Genomic DNA, 23,270 nt, shown 5'->3' on the forward strand with positions numbered 1-23,270 from the left:
ATCTATGTTAGCTTTGATAGACTATCCAAAGTTTCTCGATGCGTCAAATGACGTATCATAAGTGTATGGGGTGGTTAATGGATGAACAACATTAGAAACTTTTGCATAATCGCTCACGTCGATCACGGCAAATCAACGCTTGCCGACAGATTGCTTGAGCATACCAATACCATAGAATCTAGAAAAATGCGACAGCAGTTTCTGGATACAATGGACCTCGAGCGCGAAAGAGGCATTACGATCAAGCTCGTGCCCGTCAGGATGAAGTATAAGGCCAAAGACGGGAACGAATATGTGTTAAACCTGATAGATACTCCGGGGCATGTAGATTTCAGTTACGAGGTATCCAGGTCTCTTGCAGCGTGTGAAGGCGCGCTTTTAGTGGTAGATGCCGCACAGGGCGTGGAGGCTCAAACCTTGGCTAACGCATACCTGGCAGTGGAGCAGGGATTGGAGATCATCCCCGTGATAAACAAAATAGATCTGCCGGGCGCACGTCCTGAAGAAGTTTTACGCCAGATCGAAGAAGTAATAGGGCTGGACTCATCGCAAGCCATATTAACAAGCGCCAAGGAAGGCATAGGGATAACCGAAGTGTTAGAGGCAATAGTAAATCGCATTCCACCTCCTTCGGGCGACCCAAATGCCAAATTGCAGGCCCTCATTTTCGACTCGGTTTACGACAACTATAGGGGAGTAATATCTTATGTCAGGCTGGTAAATGGGCGCATTAAAAAGGGGCAACTCATACTTTTTATGGCGACCGAGAGGGAATACGAAGTGGAAGAAGTGGGCTTTTTTACCCCCTCTATGTCCCCGGCAAATGAACTAAAAGCAGGAGAGGTTGGTTATGTAATCGCAAACGTGAAGGCCATTTGGGAGGCCCGCGCCGGCGACACCATAACAGACGCTATCTCTCCGGCAGATAAGCCTTTGCCGGGTTATAAGCGCATCAAGCCCGTCGTGTTTTGCGGGCTTTTTCCCATCGATAGGGACGATTTCCCTCACCTACGTGAAGCTATAGAGAAATTACAGCTGAATGATTCATCGTTGGTCTTTGAGCCAGAGACCTCCGAGGCGCTCGGCTTTGGCTTCAGGTGCGGCTTTTTGGGATTGTTACACATGGACATAACCGTTGAACGACTTCGTAGGGAGTTCGAAATCGATCTGGTTGCCACAGCACCGAATGTCGCCTACGAGATCGTATTAAACGATGGAAGCGTTATCGAAGCACACAAGCCGTCTGACTTCCCCGATCCCGTAAAAATAGAAGAGATAAGGGAGCCTTACATAAGGCTGACGATCTTTCTGCCTGCCGATTACGTAGGAAAGGCAATGAAACTTTGCCAAGACAGACGTGGAGAGTACGTCTCGCTGGATTACATTACCACGGAAAGGGTAAGGCTAGTGTACGACCTTCCCTTGGCGGAATTCATCGTCGATTTTCACGACCGCTTGAAATCTTTGACGAGAGGGTATGCTTCCATTGACTACGAGCATGTAGGTTACAGAAAATCGGATCTGGTAAAGGTGGATGTGCTCATCCACGGAGAACCGGTCGATGCCTTTTCGTTTATTTGCCACAAGGACGATGCCTACAAACGCGCTTTAAACGTCATAAAAAAACTTAAAGAACTCATACCCAGGCAGCTTTTTGAGGTCGCCATACAGGCCTCCATAGGAAGCCGCGTAATAGCGAGAGAAAACGTAAAGCCCTTGCGCAAAAACGTCCTCGCTAAATGTTATGGTGGTGACGTGACGCGAAAACGCAAATTGCTTGAAAAACAAAAAGAGGGCAAGGAAAAGATGAAAATGATAGGCAAAGTCCAAGTTCCTCAGGAGGCATTTTTAGCCTTTTTGAAAGCCGATGAGGAAGGATAATTTAAATTACAGTATCATTCCTCTGAGCGAAAGTTTTTCTTGGGCGCTCTCGTGTCCCATTTCTCTTTACGTTCACATACCTTTTTGCGTTCAAAAATGTCCTTACTGCGCCTTTTACAGCGTGGTCCCAAAAACAGGGGACATCGAAAGCTATTTAAACCTTTTAGATAATGAGCTAAAAATGTGGACCTCCCTGACCGGAGGCAAGATCCACGCTCAGACGCTTTACGTTGGAGGGGGCACGCCCACCGTCTTAAGCTCAAAACATTGGGAGCAGCTGATCCTCATACTTGAGCGATACGTCAATTTTTTGCCCTTACTCGAAGCAAGCGTAGAAGCAAATCCGGGCACTTTGAGTCTAGGCCACATCAAACTTTGGCGCTCTTGGAGGATCACACGTGCAAGCCTCGGGGTCCAAAGTTTGGATGACGCAGAGTTAAGTTGGCTTAAACGTCCGCATGGTGTTTATGAAGCAGCTGACGCCATAGCTGCACTGGTCGCAAGCGGCCTCGATACCAGCGTAGATTTGATGTTCGGTTTTCCCGGACAAACGATACGAAGCTGGCACAGGACGATCAAAGACTGCCTGAAATTTGGCATTCGCCACTTATCGATCTACGAGCTGACGTTAGAGGAAAACACTCCTTGGGGCGAAAACCCACCTGAGGGTTTAACGGAAGGGTATCCTTTATACAGGTTTGCTCAATGGTACCTGCCTAAAAGGGGATTTATTCAATATGAAATAGCTAGCTTTTCCTTACCCCGCCACTGGTGCAGGCACAACATTGCCTATTGGCAGGGCGGAAACTTCTTAGGAATCGGACCGAGCGCGTGGGGTTATCTAAACGGATACAGATATGGCAATGCCAGTGACATCAAGCTCTATGCCGATAGTATTTCTAGGGGTGAACTTCCCATCGTTTATGAAGAGATCTTGCCAAACGAAAAGGCGGCAACAGAATCGGCGATGCTTGCCTTAAGGACAATGTGGGGCGTATCCGCTCGGGCTTTTAGAAGGAAATGGGGATGGCAGGCATACAAGAAGTTCCTTCAGGTATGGCATCTGCTTCCTGAAGATTGTAAAAAAACCATTCAAGGAAAGCACGCGTTCTCAGCCAAGGGCTTTCGCGTGGCAAATTCCCTGTGGGAACAGTTTTTGTAGTCGAGCTCTTCGCCGAAACCCTAACTCGTCAAGCCCCTATTACTTAACCGTAAATTAGGGCCTTATCGACCTCCATAATGGCTTCCGTTATTTGAAACATATTAGAGATGGTTCCCACAGTGACTTTTTCTGTTACCCCGAAATGGTTGGTGCACGTTCCACATACAAGTATGGTCGTCCCTTTTTTCTCTAAATCTTTTAATGTGTCACACGCGCTATTTTCCGGCAAAGCCAGGAGCACGCCTTCGTTCATGAGCGCTAAAACTACGGGCGGCTCGTCTTCCTCAAGCAGAACACCCAGAAAGCTTTTCATGAGCACCTCGCCTAATCCGTCATTTGGCTTGCCAAGCGTGTCTGACAGGATCAAAATCCCTATGGATTTTTTATCATTTTGGGCTGAAGTCGTTGAAGTTAAAGATGTTGTTTGGCGCCTCTCGGTTCGGTCTTCTGATGGCCCTTCGTATTTCCCGCGAATGACGTACGTCCCATCATCTTGCTTTATATCCTCGATAACACTATACCCGCGTGATTTGAGGAATCGCTTGACGTTTTGAAAGGAAACGTCATTATCAACGAGAACCTCGATTTCTTTTTCGCCTGAATCTATGGCCTGTTTCGTCAATATAACTGGTTTCGGGCAAATCATCCCCCGTGCGTCGACCACTTTCATTCCTTTTTTCACTCCCTTTGAGTAGTTTAGTTTGTCAAAATGGGCCTCGCAAATGCCGGTTTTTGCAACGTAGATTTTAAACGTTTGCTTATTGGAGCATGTTGAAATTTAACTTAAGCTTGTTTGATTTGAGAGCTTTCGATGATATTTATGCCGGCTTTTTCCATTTCTTCTAAGCTTTTTTCGACGCCTTCTTTTGTTATGCCCCGTGAAGCGTCCTCGATCACATAAACATCGTATCCCAACTTTACCGCATCGATTGCCGTTGACTTCACGCAAACGTCAGTCGCCAAGCCACATACGAAAATTCGTTTAACCCCGGCTTCTTTGAGAGTTTCAGACAGTTCAGTGCCGTCGAAAGCCGAGTATGCTTCCTTTGAAGCTTCCGTGGCCTTGCTCACGACGATGGCAGAGTCGGGGATGTAAAGTTCGGGATGAAACTCGGCACCCTTAGTATTCTGCACGCAATGAGCCGGCCAGGGGCCTCCTTGGTCTTTAAAACTCACGTGATTTTTTGGGTGCCAATCCCGCGAAAATATAACGAGACCACCCTGTTTTTCAAATAATTTTACAAGTTGGTTTACAACGGAAACTATCTCGTCCCCGCCCGGTACTGACAAACTACCGCCCGGGCAAAAATCAACTTGTACGTCTACAACTATCAGCGCATCTGCTGAACCTATCGACATTTCAAATCCCCTCTCATTTTACTTAATTTTTGAAACTAGTCAAAAATAACAAACTTTAAATTATTTTTAAACTAGTTCATTTAGTTAATTTGTATTTGTCTTAACTTGGTTTTAGCGTTGTTTGAAACATTCGTAAGTTATATAACAAAGGGAAATGACAAAAAAACAACCTATTGACAGATTGGAGAAAATTTCGGAAAATGTCATATGTTACCATGAGATAAGTTATATTATATTATAGTGCTATATTATATCAGCTGATTGATACACCACGCTTGCCAAATGACTGTCAAGTGTAGTTAAAAATTTGGCATGTCATGCGTTAAAGCTTTCTTGAGCGTTAAAAATAGAAGATAAAATAACATACATGAAAATATAAAAAATAATAATATACAAAATAACAATATTAATAAGTAGATTTCAAAATTAAAGGAGGATGTTTTCATGAGCTTTGATCTTATTGCTGCCTTTGCCACAGTTTTGCTTATTCTCTACATTGGCGATGTTGTTTCTGTCAAGACAAAGGCCTTTGTGCCGTCAGTTTTCGTGTCAGCAGTCATATTCTTATTGGGTTTCTGGACAATTTTACCAAAAAATCTTATTGATTTGGCATGTTTAGGTCAACCACTTGCAACTTTATCCATGTACTTGCTGCTGGTCCATATGGGCACTATGCTTAACATCAAGGAACTGGCAGCGCAATGGAAAACTGTAGCAGTTTCTTTAGCCGGTATAGTTGGAATAACACTTGGAACCATGACTTTAGGCAAATATTTATTCGGATGGGATGCGGTTGTCATTGCCACGCCTCCTCTCACGGGAGGGATTGTAGCGGCTTTAATGATGCAGGAAGCGGCAATGAGCAAGGGATTTTTGGAACTTTCCGTTTTAGCCATTGTAATGTACGTCTCGCAGGGCTTTTTTGGGTATCCTTTGACTGCCCTCGCGTTGAAACGCGAGGGCAAGAGATTGTTGTCTGCCTATAGAGGCGGCGAGATCAAGGTCGATAAAACCCTGGCATCGGAAAGTGTCAATCCTATAATTAAACCGTCTAAGATACAAATTGTCCCCCAGGTGCCCTCGAAGTACAGGACAACCTATATGTACCTTTTAAAACTTGGGATTGTAGCCTGGGCGTCTGCCATGACAGCCACGGCCATCAATGAGGTCGTTTCCCGCTTCGTAATTTGTTTAATTTTCGGTGTTATAGCTGCCGAAATAGGCTTCATCGAACGAAGGCCTTTAGAGCTGTCCAATTCATTTGGCTTCATGATGACAACTTTGATGGCTTTTATTTTTGCAGGCTTAGCGGAGGCTACGCCGGATATGATCATTAGATTGGTTGGTCCGCTTTTTGGGATAATAATTATAGGCGTCCTCGGGATGGCGATACTGTCAATGTCCTTAGGCAAGCTATTAGGTTATTCAAAAGAAATGGCATTTGCTTGTGCTTTAACAGCTTTGTATGGCTTCCCCCCTAATTACGTCCTGACGGAGGAAGCTTCCAAGGCTTTGGCCGAAAACCCAGAGGAATTTAAATTTTTAATGGATTCCCTGCTGCCTAAAATGTTGGTTGGCGGATTTACAACGGTTACCATAGCTTCGGTTGTTTTAGCAGGCATATTCGTCAACTTACTATAAAATTCTCTAAAATTATGCTGGAGGTGCACTCGCAAAAATGGACGTTAAAGCGTTAGCAAAGAATGTTAAGGACTACGTTATCGATCTTAGAAGAGAGTTTCATATGTACCCGGAAAGGTCTGGCGAGGAATTTAGGACTTCTCAAAGGGTCAAAGAAGAGCTAGATAAACTTGGTATACCTTACACAACGGCAGGAGGTACGGGAGTCATAGGCATCATAAAAGGAGAAAAACCCGGCAAGACCGTTGCTTTGAGGGCTGATATGGATGCCCTGGAGGTTTACGAAAAAAACGATATACCGTATAAATCGAAGACGGATGGCCTCATGCACGCCTGTGGCCATGATGGACATACTGCCATGCTTTTAGGAGCTGCCAAAGTTTTATCGATGATCAAAAACGAGCTGAAGGGCTGTGTAAAATTGTTCTTTCAGCCTGCAGAAGAAATTGCGCAAGGCGCCTTAAAGATGATAGATGACGGAGCAATGGAAGGCGTTGACAGCGTATTCGCCATACACCTTTGGAGCGGACTGCCCATGGGCAAAATCTCGGTCGAGGCAGGACCCAGGATGGCCGCTGTAGATGTCTTTGACATCACGGTTAATGGAAAGGGAGGACATGGCTCGGCGCCTCACGAAGGCGTTGACGCCCTTGTTGCGGCCTCGGACATTGTAATGGCGCTTCAAACCATAGTAAGCCGGGAGCTATCTCCCTTGGAGCCCGTAGTCGTAACTGTTGGAAAGTTAGTAGCGGGTACAAGATTTAACGTGCTTGCCTCGGAAGCTAAATTGGAGGGCACAAATCGTTATTTTAATCCTAAAATTAAAGATGTATTGCCTCAAGCCATAGAGAGGATGGCAAAAAACGTGGCTGCTGGATATAGGGCGGAGGCTCATTTAAATTATCAATTTGCTACCTCTCCAGTCATTAACGATCCTGAGTGTTCCGCTTTAGCGACAAGAGCAGTCGAAAAAATATTGGGCAAGGACGGCTTGATTGAATACGAGAAGGTCATGGGCGGAGAAGATTTTGCAGAATTTCTAAAGGAAGCCCCTGGAGCTTTAGCCCTGGTGGGCATCGGCAACGAGGAAAAAAAGACTACATACCCCCATCATCATCCCAATTTCAACATAGACGAAGATGCTTTAGAGATAGGCGTTGCCCTTTACGTTCAGTATGCCCTTGACTATTTAAATCAAAGCTAGAGAAGGTGAAAACGCGTGCTTGAGACAAACATTGAGAGGATCAAGCATAATCTTGAAACATTAAGCAGTTTTAATTCGACACCGGGAAAGGGTTGCACAAGGCTATCTTTTTCGCCGGAGCACAGAAAGGCTTTGGATTTTCTGTCAAAAGCCTGTGAATCCATGGGATTGGAAGTTATGATTGACCCGGTAGGCAACTTTAGGGCCAAGCTTAAAGGTTCCGATTCAAGCGCTCCTCACATCATGTGTGGTTCTCATATTGACACCGTGCTGCACGGAGGCAAATTTGACGGAGCAGCAGGCGTTGTAGCTGCATTGGAAGCATTGACTGTAATAAAGGAGCAAAACGCTCCCATAAGACATTCGCTCGAATTCATTGCCTTCGTGGAGGAGGAAGGCGCCTCCTTCGGAGGAGGATTGGTCGGAAGCAAGGCTTTGGTTGGCAAATACACCGTCGAGAACCTCAAAAATTTAACCAACGATGAGGGTCTTTCTTTTTACGACGCTGCTAAAAATTTTGGGTTAAACCCCGATGAGCTTGAAAATTACGTTCTTCGCAAGGGTGACGTAAAAGCTTTGCTTGAGCTTCACGTCGAACAGGGCAACGTCTTATATACCAAATCAATTCCTCTTGGCATAGTTGAGGCGATAGTGGGAATTAAACAACTTGCGGTCACGTTGACGGGAATGGCAAATCACGCAGGCACCACGCCCATGAACTTGAGGCGGGACGCACTTGTCGCCGCAAGCAATATAATATCCTTTGTCGAACACTGCGCAATGCACGAAGCCTTTGACACTACAGTCGCAACCGTCGGAAAAATTTGGTGTTTCCCAAACGTCACTAACGTCATTCCGGGAAAGGTGACCTTCACTATCGATATTCGCGATATAAGAACAGAGGGGATCCAAAGGGTGGAACAGCTGATCAAGGAAGAGGTAAAAAGGATATCAGACGAACGAGGACTGCAATATTCGGTAAACCTGGTTGGCGAGTCGGATCCCGTTAAGTTGTCGGAGAAAGTAGTTTCGGTCATACAAAGTGTCGCCGAAAAACTCAACGTCAATTTCTTAAGAATGAATAGCGGGGCTGGTCACGATTCGGCACTGCTAACGGAAGTGACGGACGTTGGAATGATATTCGTTCCAAGCATCGAAGGGATAAGTCACGCACCAAAAGAAGACACTAAATACGAAGACTTAAAGACCGGTTGCGATGTCCTGCTTAACGCCTTGGTAGACCTGGCACAATAGCCTATAGATTATAATCTTGGTATGGCTTTGAAGTTAAAATTATATATAGCAGGAGCCGTGTCTTATTTTTGGCCAAAGGGATAGTGATTAATCAAAAATGAGCGAAGATGTCAGCAGATATTTACGCAACATCCCATCTATGGACAAAATATTGTCCTTAGAGTGGGTGCAAGATTACTATCCGATGATTGGGCGTAAAGCTGTAAAATCGCTCATCGAAAGCGTGCTCGATGACTGGAGATTAAGCATGCTCAGCGGCGAGATAAAGGAAGTGGACATCGAAAGATTAATGAGCGATGTAAAAAGGACCTTGGAGAAATCCTCAAAAAAAAGCATGAGGCCCGTCATTAATGCAACAGGGGTCATAGTGCATACGAACTTGGGCAGATCCTGTCTGGCCGATGAAGCGATAGCAGCCGTCCACGATGCGTCAAGATGTTATACCAACCTCGAATACGACCTTGAAGCGGGCAAAAGAGGACACAGATACGACCATGTAGAATGGCTTTTATGCCAATTAACGGGTGCAGAGGCAGCCTTAGTGGTAAACAACAATGCAAGTGCCGTCCTAATGTGCCTGACGGCACTTGCCTCAGATGGAGAAATTATCATCTCGCGGGGTGAATTAATCGAAATCGGAGAGTCATTTAGAATCCCTGATATAATGGCCCTTTCCGGCGCAAAAATGGTAGAAGTTGGCACGACGAATAGGACGCACCTTTACGATTACGAAAGGGCTATAACGGAAGAGACCAGGTTAATACTAAAAGTTCACCCATCTAACTACAGAATAGTGGGATTTCACTCAGAAGTGGGAAGAGAAGACCTGACAAATCTTGCCCATTCAAGAGGACTATTGGTAATGGAAGATCTGGGAAGTGGCACTTTGGTGGATTTATCTACCTATGAGCTAAAGGGAGAGCCGACCATTGGCCAATGCATAAAAGATGGCGTTGATATCGTAACTTTTTCCGGTGACAAACTGCTTGGCGGACCCCAAATCGGCGGCATCGTGGGAAAGAAGGACATAATTTCGAAGCTTAAAAAACATCCCATGCTTCGCGCTTTAAGAGTGGACAAAATGACTCTGGCGGCGCTTGAGGCTACTTTAAGGATATATTTAAGGGAAGAGCATTCAAAAATTCCCACATTGGCCATGCTCATGGCAGATCCAAAGGACTTAAAGATGAGGGCAGCAAATCTGGCGAATTCATTGAGGGAATCGTTGAGGAGCGAGGAAGGTTGGAATATCGACGTCATCGAAGTAAAAGACGTAGTCGGCGGAGGAGCGTTTCCTGACGATGAATTAAGCGGTTTTGGGGTCGCCATTGCGCCACCCGAAGAAATAGGTCCCTCAAAGTTTGCGGCTTTTTTAAGACAACTGGAACCATCCGTGATAGCCAACGTGGATCAGGAAAGGGTAATCCTTCACGTTCGAACGATGAGACCTGGGGAGGACGACCTTTTAATTTCCAAAGCCGAAACATGGAGGAATATTTAATGGCGGATCCCAGGGAGACAACCATCGTCTTCGGAACGGCAGGCCATATAGATCACGGGAAAACGACGCTTATAAAAGCCCTCTCCGGCGTTGATTGCGATAGACTCATCGAGGAAAAAAAACGAGGCATCACTATTGAACTCGGTTTTGCACCTCTTGAACTTCCCAGTGGCCGAATCATAAGCATCATAGATGTTCCGGGACACGAGCGTTTCATCAGGCAAATGGTAGCAGGTGCAGCCGGGATTGATGCCGTAATCTTCGTCGTGGCCGCTGACGAGGGAGTCATGCCTCAGTCAAGGGAACACCTCGAGATTCTATCGTTGCTTGGAATTAAAGAGGGGTTAGTCGTCATGACTAAGGCAGACCTGGTCGATGAGGAAACGCTTGAACTTGCAAAATTAGATGTAAAGGATTTAGTTAAATATACGTTCCTCGAGGACAAGCCAATAATTTGCGTTTCTGCAATGACGGGCATGAATCTGGACCACTTGCTTGAAGTCATTGACGCCACTGTAGACAAACTAAGGGCGCGCGATACGGATGGCCCCTTTTTCATGCCCATCGATAGAAGCTTTCCTATAGCAGGCTTTGGTACCGTCGTTACGGGAACAGTATATAAGGGGAAAATACATGTTGGCGATACTGTGGATATATTGCCCTTGGGAAGAACCTCAAAGGTGCGTTCGATACAGGTACATGGCAAACCTGTCAGTGAAGCTCTGGCGGGGCAAAGGTCAGCGTTAAACTTACCTGACATTAAATCCACGGAGCTTGAGCGGGGCGACGTGGTATGCACGAAGAACTTATTTAAAACTACGCAGTGTCTTGATGTAAAGCTGATCCTGCTTTCATCCGCGCCTGAACCCTTAAAACACTGGCAACAGGTTCACTTTCATATAGGGACTTCTGAGGTAATGGCAAGAGTCGCACTCTTGAGTGATACAAAGATAACCCCAGGAAACGATGCCCTAGCACAGGCAGTGCTAAGCGAGCCCGTCGTTGCCCTCATAGGGCAGCGTTTTGTCATCAGATCTCATGCCCCCTTGCGCACCATAGGTGGAGGCGAAGTCCTTTTCCCCTATGATAAAAAACCGAAGGGCAGGAAGGCCAGAAACGAACTCGCAGGTTTTTTAAATAAACTTGCCAATGCATCAAATTTGACATCAAAAATTACAGCAATCATAGAACGTTACGGTTTATTGCAATTTGGCGAAGCCGTCACGCTGACTCAGCAAACTCCCAAACAACTGGAAAGCATGTTGAAGTCAATTGCAAAAGATTCAAGCGTGATGTTCGTTGAATGTGGAGACCAGCCCTTAGTGATGTCATCTGCGTATTTCGAAGCTATAAAAGACAATCTGCATAGCCTGCTGGCGCAATTTCACGAGGAAAATCCTCATTTGGCGGGAATGAAGGCTTCAGATTTGATATCTTTTACGCAACTTCCCCTGACGAAAAAACAATTCCAGGAATTGCTGAAGCTGCTCGCAAGCCACAGCGTTATCGAAATGGATGGAGAAATCGTAAGGCTTTCCGGAGCATTACCAGTGCTTGACGAAGACATCTTAGAGGATATAAAAAGGCTGTTGGCTTATTGCGATGAAAGGGGCTTTCAATTTCCAACGCTCGAGGAGGCAATGAAAGATTTAAAATGGGACAAAGGAAAACTCAATCGAGTTTTGGAAGTCGTCAGACAAAGCGGACAGCTTAGGGTAATAGGCGGAGAATTTTTACTCTCGCGAAACGTCGAGGAAAAGGCACTAGCTATATTGCGTTCGCTTTCTGAAATAACCATAGCTTCGGTGCGCGATGCTACTAACGCCAGCAGAAAATATATACTTCCACTGCTTGAGGACTTTGACGCCCGAGGAATAACTAGGCGGGTTGGAGATAAAAGGATTTTGCTTAAAAAATCTTAAAAAAAGCCTTAAACACAATTTTATTTGCAAATCTCCAAAGACTTATGATGAATTATCATAAACCAATGCTGCCTTTGCGGCACCATTGCCCAAAAAGGATCGCGTGCCTCCGCCCTCGCTAATGATTTGACACACAAGCTCCGGATCGCAGACTTTCACGCCAAAAAGTCCATCAACACCCCTCGATCGACGAGAGGGAAGCAGTAATTTAGGCCACAGCGGAGTAGAGGGGCCTATGATGACGACGCGACCCTTGCAAAGATCTAGCAGGTGGTCTATCGTTTTATTGATAAATGTGGTTCCCGTGATGAAAACCGCGCTGCATCGAGGCAGCTCCCACTCGGCAGCCCAATCGGGAAGAACGTCCCTGGCATGCTTTGAAAGGTTTCGCTCAAATATGAGTACTTCCTTAGCACGCTCGGCGATGCGTCTAGCCAGTGGAGCAATGTTACCCACCATGCCGACGACGTCATCTTCATTTATGCTCAACAATTCTATGGGTTCGATTTCTTGCAGCGGTGCATTTCGAGATAGTAGCGCGTTTACTGTAGCGAGACCTAAGGAAGATAAAATGGGGTCTGCAGTCAACAATCCTTGTGCAAGCTCCAAAGCAGAACAACCGGCTAGCGGAGTATACCAATTATAATCACTGCAGCAGTAGCCTTCATCTAAAACTGCAGCCAGGCCGCAGCTGTCATCGGATAATATAACGCAGGCGTAACGCAGGCCAATGACGGCCTTTTTAACCCTAAGCTTTCCGAGCTCCGCTTCTAACGAAGCAACAAGCTCATGAACGATCACATAATCTTCTCCCTTCTGTCCATATCAATAACATTCACGCTTAAAAACAAGCGCGGTTAAATCCTTGCGACCCTGGAAACGTTATCAAATTAAAGGCTCTGACCTCTTACTTAAGCCCGCTGAGCTTTTTATAATATCTAGTTTGTAGCCTAGTCTACAGGAAGAATCGTTTTGACCTTAAAGCCTCTAGTAATAAAAGCAAGATAAATGACCCCTACAATTATCCAGACAATACCAACACTCTTGGCTAGTACGTCAAGGCCATACCAAACAACCGCTGTTATACAAAAACCAATGATGGGCATCACTATACTTAGAGGCTTATGTTCAACTTTTACCAATCTATAGGCCAATGCGACATGCATTAGAGCAAAGGATGTAAGAGCTCCAAAATTGACAAGCGAAGAAATATCCTTGAGCGTAAGCAAGTACAATAAAGGAATTGTTATTAACGCCACTATAATAGTGGAAACGTACGGAGTTTGGCGAGTAGGGTGCAACTTCGAAAATATTCTCGGCAGGTGCCCCTGTCTACCCATAGAATACAAAACCCTGGATATCCCGGCTTGCGCAGCTATTGTATCTCCTACGCCCCATGCGAGAATAGTGCCGAACACGACTAAAATTTGTAACCATCGTCCTCCCGCTTCACTTGCAATGTAGTAGAAGGCAACATCTGGATCCGCGAATTCGTAGCCGGGGTGAATAATGGCACCCAGGTAAGTCTGTGAAACAAACATTATTCCAATAATGGGAATTACAAGAACTACAGCCTTGCTCACGACTTTCCTGGCCTCCAATGTTTCTTCGGCTAGGGTAGTCATAATATCAAAACCCAAAAAACTTAAAACTGCGACAGATGTACCACTCAGTACATATTTAAAATTAAAAGTTTCAGGATTATAAAATGCTCTCAAAGAGAAGGATAAAGCGGGATCTGTTGTAATTTTATGAATAGCTGCCACTAGAAAAACAATTAAAACGAAAACTTCAAAATAAAACAATACATTCGCAGCTTTTGCTGTGAGCTCTATCCCCAAGACATTTGTAACAGTAGCTGTGATGATAAATAGCAAGGCCCATATCATCATAGGAATGCCCGTAAGGGCTTCCAGCCAAAGGGCAGAGACCAATATGACCAGTGCCGGAATTAAAATGTAATCCAGCAAGATCGTCCATCCTGCTATAAAACCCACGTTAGCACCAATGGTTTCTCTTACGTAAGCATACACTGAGCCAGCTTCAGGATATCGCTTCACGAATTGACCATATCCCCAAGCTGTAAATACCATAGCGCAAGCTGCTATGGCGTATGCGAGAGGCACGTGACCCTTGCTAAGTACGGCAACTACGCCATAAATGCCCATCGGCGCTATCGGGACCATCGTTATTATGGCAAATGCAATTAGATCCCACATTTTTAGAACTCTTTTTAATTCCTGTTTCTCCGTCTGTTTGTTCTCTTGAGTCTCCGTCATGGTTTATCACTCCTAATTAAATCTGGCACTTTTGAGAATTCATGCGGATATTGACTTAAGAAGCTCCTCAATCGATATTAAGCTTTTGGGAAGCTTTGACCTAACCGTTTTGCGGGGATCTACAAGTTGACATATCTCCAGGTCCATTGCCATGCTGGATAACATGTATGCATCATGCCAATCAAGTTTCAGAGCATTTTGGAGGGCTCTTACGGCAACTTCCGTCGCTTCGTAAAAGGCTTTATTTATGTCTTCATCGGAAACGATAATATATAGCCAGTCCTTTGCCTCAACACAAGGCCATGGGGGCGCAAATTCGTTTAAGGATTCGAATTCAACTGTAACATACCCGGGAGTCTCGCATGCCGCAACACAAACCTCTCCATCTCCCATCACGGCGTGAAGATCTCCCAGCCCAAATAAAGCTCCTTCGTAGCTAATTGGGAAATAAACAGTTACACCCTCAGTTATAACTGTGGCGTCCATGTTGCCTCCGTGCCTTCCGGGAGTCCCCGTTGCAGTTTTTTCCGGTGTTGCTACGCCAATCACGCCTATCATTTTTTTCAGAGGCAAGCTTAAATTCAAAAATTGAATCTCTTCTGCTCCAATATCGCATACCCTAGTCCTTGCTTCTTTGACTTCATCTCCCAGGAGACCTTCTTCCGGTATAGTAACTATTGCCCCTTGCTGTTTTAGATCTATCTTGTGGATTTTGACGGCTAAAGCATCGCCCCTTTTTGCACCCTTTATGAAGATAGGCCCCGTGGCAGGATTTATCCTTGAAAAGTCGATATCCATGATTAATTGTTCTTCGCTGGCAATTTGATTTGAAAAACAATCTTTGGTTTCAATCTTCACTAAAACATTTTGCTCTACCTCGGCGATAGGAGTTAACCCCGGATCAAAGGAAAAAAACGTTGTTTCATCAGATATATTGATAAGTGGACTTCCTTTTCCAGTCATTTCTGATCACTTCCTCTAATTTTTGATGTAGTATATATTTAATCAGTAATCTACTACAAATGTCAAGGCCGCTTGCTTGAATAGCATAAACACACATAGCAAGCGGCCTTAATCAAAAATACATCTAGTTAAATTAAAAAAGTTAAAATTTGTGCTGAAGGGTCTGTTTAAAAGGCGGTTGAACCATCTCACCGAGGACGTTCTTTATGGACGCAGGCTTAATCGGCGGTGCAAATTTCAAGCACAGCCTCATCGCCGGGTTTGGCAATGCCTCCTTTCACCACTTCGAGGAAATAACCCACTTCCGGCAGCAGGCACCACCCGTGATAATCATATGAATGCGGCTCATTGGGCTTTTTGCCTTTTTCTATGACGAGCAAGACCACATCACTTCCTATTTTAAGGTGGCTTCCTATGGGAATCTCGTCGGGCAATCCCTCTATCACGAGGTTTTCTGCCAAAGACCCCGGTGGGAAAGCGAAACCTGCCTTTTCCTCGGCGCGTTTTATGTCCTCATATCTCAACAAGCTAACATGACGGGTCGAAAAGTCAAAGTGGGAATCGCCCTCTATCCCCTTGCCTTCGATGAATCGAGCATCCACTACAGGCCTTTTGGGCTCCTGTCTTTTATCACTTACGCAAATTGCTAGAACTTTGGCCATCTTCAACAAAACCTCCTAGTTCATCATTTACAAAAATGACACCAACAAGAATGACCCGGTGAAATTTCTGTCTCTTCAGGTTCTTTTTCTGCACATATTTCTTTCGCTTCCACGCATCTGGTATGAAAAAGACAACCTTTAGGAGGATCAAGAGGGCTTGGAATCTCGCCACGTGGCACTTTGCGAATCCTTTTCCCCTTGCCCACGCTGGGTACGGCCTCTAAAAGGCTTATCGTGTAGGGATGCCTTGGTTTTAAAAATACATCGTCTTTACTTCCTATCTCCATTATCTTGCCCAAGTACATGACTGCTACGTGGGAAGCAATGTGGTCTACTACGGCAAGATTGTGGGTTATAAACAAATAGGTCAGTGCGAGGCTTTCTTTGAGCTCCTGTAATAAAGCTAAAGTTCTTGCTTGGACGGAGACGTCTAAGGCTGAGGTAGGCTCATCTAGAACCAAGAACTTGGGTCTTAACACTAAAGCCCTGGCTATGGCAATCCTTTGACGCTGCCCACCGGAAAATTCGTGAGGATACCTAAACATATGTTCCTCTCGCAATCCGACACACTCCAAGATTTCTTTTATCCTTACGTATATTTCGTCAGAGGGAAGCTTATAGTGTATCTTTAAACCTTCACCGATGATATCCTTTACTAATTTTCTAGGATGTAGTGAATTGTAGGGATCCTGTTGAACGATCTGCATTTGCCTTCTGTATTTGATCAACTCTTTCGGTTTCAGCATCGTGATATCTTGGCCATTGAGATATATCTTCCCTGATGTGGGCTCGATTAGTTTCAGTATTACTCTTCCGAGCGTGCTTTTGCCAGACCCAGACTCTCCTACGACGGCAAAGATAGCGCCCTTTGGAATCTTCAGGGAAATGCCATTGATAGCTTTAACCTGAAGTGGCCTTGATAGTATCGATTTTTTAATATCAAAATATTTCCTCAAGTTTTCTATCTCAACGAGGGCTTCCACGCTTTGGCCTCCTTAAAAACTGTCAGAATAAAGATGACATGCCACGAAATGGCCTGGTTTTACTTCCTTCAGATCTGGAAGTTCTACGCAACATTTATCAAAACAAAAATCGCACCTGGGATGAAACCTGCACCCCGGAGGCGGGGCTATTAAATCAGGAACAGAGCCCGGAATGCCCGATAGGACCTTTGAAGCTCCTATGATGGGTATAGAATCTATCAGCCCTTTGGTATATGGATGCAAGGGTTCTTCAAAAATCTCCTCCGAGCTTGAGATCTCAATAGCGTTTCCGGCGTACATGACGGTAATTCTATCGCAAAACTCCGAAGCAATCCCAAGATCGTGAGTTATGAGAATAACGGCATTTCTCCCTACCCTGACAAGTTCATCGAGTAACTGAAGTATCTGTGCCTGAATGGTCACATCCAATGCGGAAGTTGGTTCATCTGCGATCAAAAGCTTTGGTTTCACCGCAAGAGCCATGGCTATCATCACTCGTTGAGCCATGCCACCGCTTAATTCGTGAGGATATAAATCCATCGATCTTCTCCAGTCAAGGCCTACCATTTCAAGAATCTCGGGAGCCTTTTCGTAGGCATCACCCATGCTAATTTCACTGCTATGAGCGATTGACTCGGCGATTTGAAATCCCACCTTAAAGACGGGATTAAGGGCAGAGATGGGCTCTTGAAATATCATAGACATCTTTTTGCCTCGAACTGTTTTATCCATCTCTTCTTCCGTTATTTTTAAAAGATCGGTTCCTTCAAACAAAACCTGCCCTTCGATTATTTCGCCGGGTTCATCTATAAGCCTCATGATTGAGAGAGCAGACACCGACTTGCCACAACCTGTCTCTCCAACGATCCCCAGACGTTCCTCTTCGTTAAGCCACAATCTAACGCCATTTAGAGCCTTGATTATCCCTCTGTATGTCCGAAAGATGACGCGCAAATTATTTACCTCAAGCAACCTCGCCATCGATCGAGTTACCTCCTAATTCTAGGGTCCATGATATCGCGTATACCGTCGCCAAGCAGATTAAAACCTAAAACTACGAGCGCTATGAATAAACCTGGAAAAGTTGATATCCACCACTGCTGTACAAGGTAGCTTCTACCATCGCTCACGATTGCACCCCATTCAGGCGTAGGAGGTTGCGCTCCAAGGCCAAGGAAGCCCAGCCCTGCAGCGGTTAGTATAATTGACCCCATCCTCAAGGATAGCTGGACTAACACAGGTGACATGCACATGGGCAATACATGAAGGAGTAATATTCTAGTATTACTGGCACCAAGGGCCCTGATAGCTTCAATATAGGGTAGGGATTTTATCTTCATGGCTTCAGCGCGCGCCAACCTCGCTATCACGGTCCATCCCACTAAAGATATCGCTATGATGGCATTAAATACCCCTCGACCAAGCATGGCAGACAAAGCCATGGCTAAGATTAAATTGGGAAAAGATAAAAATACATCTGTAATCCTCATCAAAACGTCATCTATAATGCCACCAAAATAGCCCGCCGTGATGCCCACGGCAACCCCTATCGTTCCGCTGATAACGGTTACAAGCAAAATAATACCAACCTCGATGCGAGCTCCGTATACGACTCTGCTGAAGATATCCCTTCCGAACTGATCCGTACCGAATATGTGATCACTGCTAGGAGGAAGCAGGCTCCTTGAAATATTTATCTCTATCGGATCATAGGGAGCAATCGCGGGCGCAAAAATGGCTATCACGATGAAAAAGGCCACCAATATGGTGCCAATCATGGCCAATCTATTTTGCCTCCACAGGTAAAGCGTATGTTTCCAATCCTCGATCAAAAGCTGACGACGCGATATAGCGACGTTTGAACGTTCCGTCTGCAAGCACGATCCCTCCTAAACTCGCATCCTAGGATCCAACGCAGCATAAATAATATCGACAACTAGGTTAACCAGGGAATAAACGATGGCAACAAATAAGGTGCCTCCCATGATTGCTGGGTAATCCAAAAGAAGCAAAGAATTTACTATGTAACGCCCAAGGCCTGGCCAACCAAATATAGTTTCGGTTAAAACAGCTCCCTCAAGCAAGCCGCCAAAGGTCAACCCAATGACAGTAACAACAGGTATTAAAGCGTTACGCAAGGCATGTCTATATATGACGAGCTTTCTTCCTATTCCCTTCGCCCTTGCGGTCCTTATGAAATCTTGTCTTAAGACATCTAGCATGCTCGAGCGCATGATTCGGGCAATGGACGCAGTGGAGGAGTATCCAAGAACTACAGCTGGCAATATTATGTGCGACAAAGCGTCTTTAAAGGCTTCGAAATTTCCTGCAAGCAAAGAATCCAACAGCAAAAGACCGGTAACCTTGGGCGGCAAATAAGTGAATATGCCAACACGTCCACTGCCAGGCAACCAGCCCAAACGATAATAAAATAAAATCAAAAGCAAAAGTCCGGTCCAAAAGACCGGCATCGATACGCCTAATATCGAAAATACCCTACAAAAGTGATCTATTAGCTTGTTTCGATGTACGGCAGAAAAAATTCCAAGAGGCACTCCTAAAACTACGGAGATTAAAGCCGCCACTATGGCAAGCTCAAGTGTTGCGGGAAAAAATTCTGCTATATCTTTTATAACGGGCCTGTTGCTCTTAATGGATATCCCGAAGTCGCCTCTAACCACGCCAGACATGAAATCAACAAACTGAGCATATAAAGGTTTATCCAGGCCCAGGCGCCTTCTCATTTCATCAACCAGTTCTATTGGAGCGTTACCCCCTAAAATAGCTCCTACCGGGTCTGCAGGTATTGCTCTAGCCACAACGAAAACTACCACGGAAACACCAAAAAGGACAATGAGCATCAAAAATAACCTTTTTATGACGAATGTTTCAAGCCTCATTTTATATTTTAATCCCCCTGCCTTTTAGTCAGAAAGATATTATACACTTTAAACAGAGAAGGGGCCTTTAAAAACAGAACCCCTTCCCTTTAGACACTGACTTCCACGTATAATTAAGTTCTAATGGAAACGAAATAAGGTGATTCTTAGTTTTTACTTCTTTGAGATTTTTGTAAAGTCAAAGGTAATGCTATAACCAGCCGCTGCATCCTCAAATCCAAGCACGTTATCCCTTATGACCCAAAAATCCAGTGGTTGGTAGAGCATGACGAATGGGCTTTTTTCGATCCAATATTCCTGAAGCTCCTTGTAAAGTTCAAGTCGTCGCTCTTCGTTTAATTCTAAACCGGCTTTTTCCGCCAAATCCGCGGCATGATCATCGTACCACATAGTCCTCCATGCAAGCTGCTTGACCCTGTAATTTGCAAAGGGCTTTGCCAAGGCATCGGGATCGGGATAGTCTATGCCCCATCCTGCTAAGATTATCTGATGACCTTGCTGCCTAAATTTAGCATACATTTCAGAAGCTGGCATGGTGGTTACCGTGGCTTTTATTCCAACCTCGGCAAAATTTGATTGAACCAACACTGCTTCATCCATCCTGATCTGGGTCGGGTTAGTCAAAATTTCCACTTCAAAGCCATCCGGATATCCGGCATCTTTCAGCAGTTGTTTTGCCTTTGCGACGTCTTTTTTATAGGGATTCATCTCGATGTAACCAAAATAACCGATCGGTATGAAATTTTGATTGAGCACGGCAAAACCTCTCAAGACTGAATTAATTATAGCATCGTAATCAATAGCATATTTGACAGCCTTAACTACTCGCTCATCTTTAAAAGGTCCCCACTGAGCATTCATAGCTATATATTCATTTGACTGAGAGGGTACGGCGATCAATTTCACACCTTTTTGCGGCGAATCTCTAAGTTGAGCAGCTTGCTCTGTCGTCACTCTCCAGGCAACATCAACGTCGCCTTTTTGAACGAGCAGAAACTGAGTTGTTGATTCCGGCACGTCTTTAATAAAAATTTGCTTTATGGCAGGAACTCCGGCCCAAAAATATTGATTTGCACGAAGCAAAACGTGGTCATTTCTCTTCCACTCGACTATCTCGTAAGGCCCAGCGCCTGCGCCGACAGACTTATCCAATAAGTAGGCCTCTCCAAGATCACCGTTGACTTCATTCGCCATCACGACTTTTTTGTTTACAATCCCGCCCCATGCGCCCCCGAGAATGGATAAAATAATGTTAGGTGCAAGCGGTTTTGTCTTTAATACAACAGTGCGATCGTCCTTCTTGGTGATAGTCTCTTGCATATTTTCCCTCGTGAGTCCTATTTCCTCCAACAGCCACGCAGGAGACTTGTAAATGCTTAAAAGTCTTTGGAAGGAAAACACCACATCATCGGCCGTTACAGGGTCGCCATTCGAAAAACGAGCGTTTTCTCTCAAATGAAATACATATTTTGTGCCATCTTCGAGAATCTCCCAACTCTCAGCTAAACCAGGTACGGGAGTCAATACGCCGTTCACGTAATCGATATGAGTTAATCCTGAGTACCCTGCCTCTGTTATTTGTGCAGCTAATGTTTCATAACATACGGCCGGATCTAGAGAAATTAATATCTGTGTGTCTGCGGCTATGACTAACGAGTCTTTAGGCGTTGCTGCGGGGGAGTGAGTAGCAAAGAAAAAACAGCTTAAAAACGCCAATATTAAAACTATCGCTCTCTTACGCATATTATACATACCCCCTACTTTTATTGATTGTTGTTATTCTAGCAAGACATCATGGTGGTGTCAAAAAAAGTTGGTCACGCCCTTTTGCCCATCACACATGCAGGCAACGCAAGGGCGGACAGCCACCTCTCTTTGTCTTCCAGAAACTGCTTTACAAGAGAAAGCTATCCGCCCATTTGACGAGTACAAAATAGTATTTTACTAAAGCTAGCTTAACTGAAGGTATTTATAAGCAAGCAACGCATAAGCTGCAACGCCTTTCCACAGCACGTCTTCATCTACGTCAAACTTGGGGTGATGATGTGGGAAAACGATGTTTTTTTCCTCGTTTCTGATGCCAAGTTGCAAGAACGCGCCGGGAATTTTCTGCGTATAAAATGCGAAATCCTCGCCACCCATGGTCATTTCAGCTTCGACTATAGGTCCGATGGCTTGCAAAGCTTCCGTTACAAAATCCACAAGGCTTGAGTCGTTCACGAGCGGAGGATAGGGGGCTCTAAAAAGCCCAAAGGAAGACGAACAACCCCATCCTTCGGCGTAACGCTCGGCGATGGACTGCATCCTTTTCATTAGCCTGTCTCTCAAGTTGGAATCAAAGGTCCTCAATGTGCCCCTAATTTCAACCGACTCGGGAATAACGTTGTATCCATCGCTTGCTTTTACCATTGGCAATGTTATGACCACGGGAGAAAAAGGATTGGCCGCCCTGGAAACCAATTTATGAAATGCGTTATATATGTCTGCAGCCGGTGCTGTTGGATCATTGGCCAAATGAGGATGAGCCACATGGCCGCCCTTACCGGCGATTCGGATCTCAAATCCATCCGATTTTTTCGTTCGTAGCAGGTGCAATAGCTGAGACGCCTTCAAATACGCCGGAAAGAATAATCACCAAAAACCAGAAGAACAAAAAGATCCAAAATATGTGGGGCAACTTATTACCAACGCGTTCAATCCAACCAACAAACTTAAACAATAGACCATTCTTATTCCCCTCGTTCCCAGTCAAAACTAATTCCCCCTTCCTATGTTGAAAGTACTTTTGATTGAACTCAACCATTTCAGCATTATATAAAACATTAAATATTATTGCAACCACTTTCATGATTGGCTAGCATGAAACTCAAGTCTATGACTGCTATTTTAAATTAGGCATTATAGAGTCCTGCAAGCATCTCAAATCTTATACAAGTAATAAAGTAATATGTGAGTCTAAAACTGTAACAAACCGTACATGGTAGGCTAAGGTACAAGTCATGATTTATAGGGGGAAGCTGGACCTGTTTTTTGATAAATTGATGAAAAGTCATCCAACGTGCTTATTTACATTGAGCCTGGTTTATCTCATAATATACATAAAAAGAGGTGAAGGCCATGTTTAATAATATACAAGTGTTCGTGAAAGGCATTGTCGTCGACGAGAACAACAATCACGTAGTGATGTTAAGTGACCAAGAGGAAACAAAAGTTCTGCCAATCGTAATCGGGCCGGTCGAGGCAATGGCTATTTTGATGAACATGCAGGGAATAACTCCTAACCGTCCTCTAACTCATAACCTGCTTAAAAATCTTTTAGATTTGCTGGGAGCAGAAGTCGAGCAAATAATCATAACGAATATAAAGGACAACGTTTACTATGCAAGCTTATACGTTAAGCATGATAAATATACCTTTGAAGTTGATTCCCGTCCAAGCGATGCTATAGCCATTGCCCTTGCCTACAATGCCCCGATATACATGAACTTGAAGTTGATCGAATTTACGGTAAATCCTTCGGACTTAAACGTCGATCGCAGCTGAACAGGTATGCGATATC

General features: G+C 44.8%; 21 protein-coding genes. 8 read left to right on the top strand and 13 right to left on the bottom strand.

Translation table 11 applies throughout. The features are described 5' to 3' along the window. The first annotated feature begins 81 nt into the window (after positions 1-81). Entirely contained in the window at positions 82-1,881 is a 1,800-nt protein-coding gene (gene lepA / locus AC5SXE_RS05840; RefSeq protein WP_323720529.1) for a translation elongation factor 4, read from the top strand. Beyond that, positions 1,868-3,043 (top strand): radical SAM family heme chaperone HemW, encoded by a 1,176-nt coding sequence (gene hemW / locus AC5SXE_RS05845; RefSeq protein WP_323720528.1) that lies wholly within the window; start codon positions 1,868-1,870, stop codon positions 3,041-3,043. The genes lepA and hemW overlap by 14 nt, the downstream gene beginning before the upstream one ends. Before the next feature lie 43 nt (positions 3,044-3,086). On the opposite strand, the gene yedF is transcribed toward hemW, so the two are convergent. Together yedF and AC5SXE_RS05855 are read right to left on the bottom strand one after the other, a co-directional pair. Then, the gene (gene yedF / locus AC5SXE_RS05850; RefSeq protein WP_323720527.1) at positions 3,087-3,713 is read right to left on the bottom strand and encodes a sulfurtransferase-like selenium metabolism protein YedF; all 627 of its coding nucleotides are present in this window, start codon (positions 3,711-3,713) and stop codon (positions 3,087-3,089) included. A 113-nt stretch (positions 3,714-3,826) separates the two neighbouring features. Continuing rightward, positions 3,827-4,402 carry a nicotinamidase gene (locus tag AC5SXE_RS05855; RefSeq protein WP_323720526.1) on the bottom strand — a complete coding sequence of 192 codons (576 nt, stop codon included), beginning with the start codon at positions 4,400-4,402 and terminating at the stop codon, positions 3,827-3,829. 444 nt (positions 4,403-4,846) lie between these two features. Here AC5SXE_RS05855 and AC5SXE_RS05860 point away from each other — a divergent pair, with 444 nt between their 5' ends. From AC5SXE_RS05860 to selB, 5 genes are all read left to right on the top strand, one after another. After that, positions 4,847-6,043, top strand: coding sequence for a hypothetical protein (locus AC5SXE_RS05860; RefSeq protein WP_323720525.1), 1,197 nt, complete (start codon positions 4,847-4,849; stop codon positions 6,041-6,043). 37 nt (positions 6,044-6,080) lie between these two features. Then, positions 6,081-7,247, top strand: a complete 1,167-nt coding sequence (locus AC5SXE_RS05865) for a M20 family metallopeptidase (RefSeq protein ID WP_323720524.1) — start codon at positions 6,081-6,083, stop codon at positions 7,245-7,247. A 15-nt stretch (positions 7,248-7,262) separates the two neighbouring features. Beyond that, a complete protein-coding gene (locus AC5SXE_RS05870; RefSeq protein WP_323720523.1) occupies positions 7,263-8,501 on the top strand; it encodes a Zn-dependent hydrolase in 1,239 nt (412 codons plus the stop codon). Positions 8,502-8,598: 97 nt separating this feature from the next. Next, complete coding sequence (selA, locus tag AC5SXE_RS05875; RefSeq protein WP_323720522.1) at positions 8,599-10,002, top strand: L-seryl-tRNA(Sec) selenium transferase; 1,404 nt, start codon at positions 8,599-8,601, stop codon at positions 10,000-10,002. Continuing rightward, a complete protein-coding gene (gene selB / locus AC5SXE_RS05880; RefSeq protein ID WP_323720521.1) occupies positions 10,002-11,924 on the top strand; it encodes a selenocysteine-specific translation elongation factor in 1,923 nt (640 codons plus the stop codon). The genes selA and selB overlap by 1 nt, the downstream gene beginning before the upstream one ends. Positions 11,925-11,966: 42 nt before the next feature. On the opposite strand, the gene AC5SXE_RS05885 is transcribed toward selB, so the two are convergent. The 11 genes from AC5SXE_RS05885 to AC5SXE_RS05935 all read right to left on the bottom strand — a co-directional run bounded on the left by AC5SXE_RS05885 (position 11,967) and on the right by AC5SXE_RS05935 (position 22,463). Further along, on the bottom strand, positions 11,967-12,725 hold the full coding sequence (locus AC5SXE_RS05885; protein WP_303882906.1) for a DUF364 domain-containing protein: 759 nt from the start codon (positions 12,723-12,725) through the stop codon (positions 11,967-11,969). A gap of 149 nt (positions 12,726-12,874) precedes the next feature. Beyond that, complete coding sequence (locus AC5SXE_RS05890; protein ID WP_310849491.1) at positions 12,875-14,203, bottom strand: APC family permease; 1,329 nt, start codon at positions 14,201-14,203, stop codon at positions 12,875-12,877. Positions 14,204-14,242: 39 nt separating this feature from the next. Beyond that, on the bottom strand, positions 14,243-15,166 hold the full coding sequence (locus AC5SXE_RS05895; RefSeq protein WP_323720520.1) for an acetamidase/formamidase family protein: 924 nt from the start codon (positions 15,164-15,166) through the stop codon (positions 14,243-14,245). 218 nt (positions 15,167-15,384) lie between these two features. Continuing rightward, on the bottom strand, positions 15,385-15,828 hold the full coding sequence (locus tag AC5SXE_RS05900) for an MOSC domain-containing protein (RefSeq protein WP_323720519.1): 444 nt from the start codon (positions 15,826-15,828) through the stop codon (positions 15,385-15,387). A 23-nt stretch (positions 15,829-15,851) separates the two neighbouring features. Next, the gene (locus tag AC5SXE_RS05905) at positions 15,852-16,811 is read right to left on the bottom strand and encodes an ABC transporter ATP-binding protein (RefSeq protein WP_310849497.1); all 960 of its coding nucleotides are present in this window, start codon (positions 16,809-16,811) and stop codon (positions 15,852-15,854) included. Between the two features lie 12 nt (positions 16,812-16,823). Beyond that, a complete protein-coding gene (locus AC5SXE_RS05910) occupies positions 16,824-17,792 on the bottom strand; it encodes an ABC transporter ATP-binding protein (RefSeq protein WP_323720518.1) in 969 nt (322 codons plus the stop codon). A gap of 8 nt (positions 17,793-17,800) precedes the next feature. Further along, complete coding sequence (locus AC5SXE_RS05915) at positions 17,801-18,688, bottom strand: ABC transporter permease (protein WP_303881390.1); 888 nt, start codon at positions 18,686-18,688, stop codon at positions 17,801-17,803. Positions 18,689-18,700: 12 nt separating this feature from the next. Beyond that, positions 18,701-19,711 carry an ABC transporter permease gene (locus AC5SXE_RS05920; RefSeq protein WP_310849502.1) on the bottom strand — a complete coding sequence of 337 codons (1,011 nt, stop codon included), beginning with the start codon at positions 19,709-19,711 and terminating at the stop codon, positions 18,701-18,703. 153 nt (positions 19,712-19,864) lie between these two features. Then, positions 19,865-21,454, bottom strand: a complete 1,590-nt coding sequence (locus tag AC5SXE_RS05925) for an ABC transporter substrate-binding protein (RefSeq protein ID WP_310849504.1) — start codon at positions 21,452-21,454, stop codon at positions 19,865-19,867. Positions 21,455-21,661: 207 nt separating this feature from the next. Continuing rightward, complete coding sequence (locus AC5SXE_RS05930) at positions 21,662-22,306, bottom strand: M20 metallopeptidase family protein (RefSeq protein ID WP_493916905.1); 645 nt, start codon at positions 22,304-22,306, stop codon at positions 21,662-21,664. Then, positions 22,269-22,463 (bottom strand): hypothetical protein, encoded by a 195-nt coding sequence (locus AC5SXE_RS05935; protein WP_493916906.1) that lies wholly within the window; start codon positions 22,461-22,463, stop codon positions 22,269-22,271. The genes AC5SXE_RS05930 and AC5SXE_RS05935 overlap by 38 nt, the downstream gene beginning before the upstream one ends. Positions 22,464-22,828: 365 nt before the next feature. Between AC5SXE_RS05935 and AC5SXE_RS05940 the strand changes: the two genes are divergently transcribed. After that, positions 22,829-23,254, top strand: a complete 426-nt coding sequence (locus AC5SXE_RS05940) for a bifunctional nuclease family protein (protein WP_310849512.1) — start codon at positions 22,829-22,831, stop codon at positions 23,252-23,254. Positions 23,255-23,270: the final 16 nt, after the last annotated feature.

The sequence above is a fragment of the Acetomicrobium sp. genome (assembly GCF_059026225.1).

What these genes read in the sequence shown, in the direction of transcription:
- lepA (WP_323720529.1), top strand. Translation starts at nt 82, where the DNA reads ATGAACAACATTAGAAACTTTTGCATAATCGCTCACGTCGATCACGGC.
- hemW (WP_323720528.1), top strand. Translation starts at nt 1,868, where the DNA reads ATGAGGAAGGATAATTTAAATTACAGTATCATTCCTCTGAGCGAAAGT.
- yedF (WP_323720527.1), bottom strand. Translation starts at nt 3,713, where the DNA reads ATGAAAGTGGTCGACGCACGGGGGATGATTTGCCCGAAACCAGTTATA.
- AC5SXE_RS05855 (WP_323720526.1), bottom strand. Translation starts at nt 4,402, where the DNA reads ATGTCGATAGGTTCAGCAGATGCGCTGATAGTTGTAGACGTACAAGTT.
- AC5SXE_RS05860 (WP_323720525.1), top strand. Translation starts at nt 4,847, where the DNA reads ATGAGCTTTGATCTTATTGCTGCCTTTGCCACAGTTTTGCTTATTCTC.
- AC5SXE_RS05865 (WP_323720524.1), top strand. Translation starts at nt 6,081, where the DNA reads ATGGACGTTAAAGCGTTAGCAAAGAATGTTAAGGACTACGTTATCGAT.
- selA (WP_323720522.1), top strand. Translation starts at nt 8,599, where the DNA reads ATGAGCGAAGATGTCAGCAGATATTTACGCAACATCCCATCTATGGAC.
- selB (WP_323720521.1), top strand. Translation starts at nt 10,002, where the DNA reads ATGGCGGATCCCAGGGAGACAACCATCGTCTTCGGAACGGCAGGCCAT.
- AC5SXE_RS05890 (WP_310849491.1), bottom strand. Translation starts at nt 14,203, where the DNA reads ATGACGGAGACTCAAGAGAACAAACAGACGGAGAAACAGGAATTAAAA.
- AC5SXE_RS05895 (WP_323720520.1), bottom strand. Translation starts at nt 15,166, where the DNA reads ATGACTGGAAAAGGAAGTCCACTTATCAATATATCTGATGAAACAACG.
- AC5SXE_RS05900 (WP_323720519.1), bottom strand. Translation starts at nt 15,828, where the DNA reads ATGGCCAAAGTTCTAGCAATTTGCGTAAGTGATAAAAGACAGGAGCCC.
- AC5SXE_RS05910 (WP_323720518.1), bottom strand. Translation starts at nt 17,792, where the DNA reads ATGGCGAGGTTGCTTGAGGTAAATAATTTGCGCGTCATCTTTCGGACA.
- AC5SXE_RS05920 (WP_310849502.1), bottom strand. Translation starts at nt 19,711, where the DNA reads ATGAGGCTTGAAACATTCGTCATAAAAAGGTTATTTTTGATGCTCATT.
- AC5SXE_RS05925 (WP_310849504.1), bottom strand. Translation starts at nt 21,454, where the DNA reads ATGCGTAAGAGAGCGATAGTTTTAATATTGGCGTTTTTAAGCTGTTTT.
- AC5SXE_RS05940 (WP_310849512.1), top strand. Translation starts at nt 22,829, where the DNA reads ATGTTTAATAATATACAAGTGTTCGTGAAAGGCATTGTCGTCGACGAG.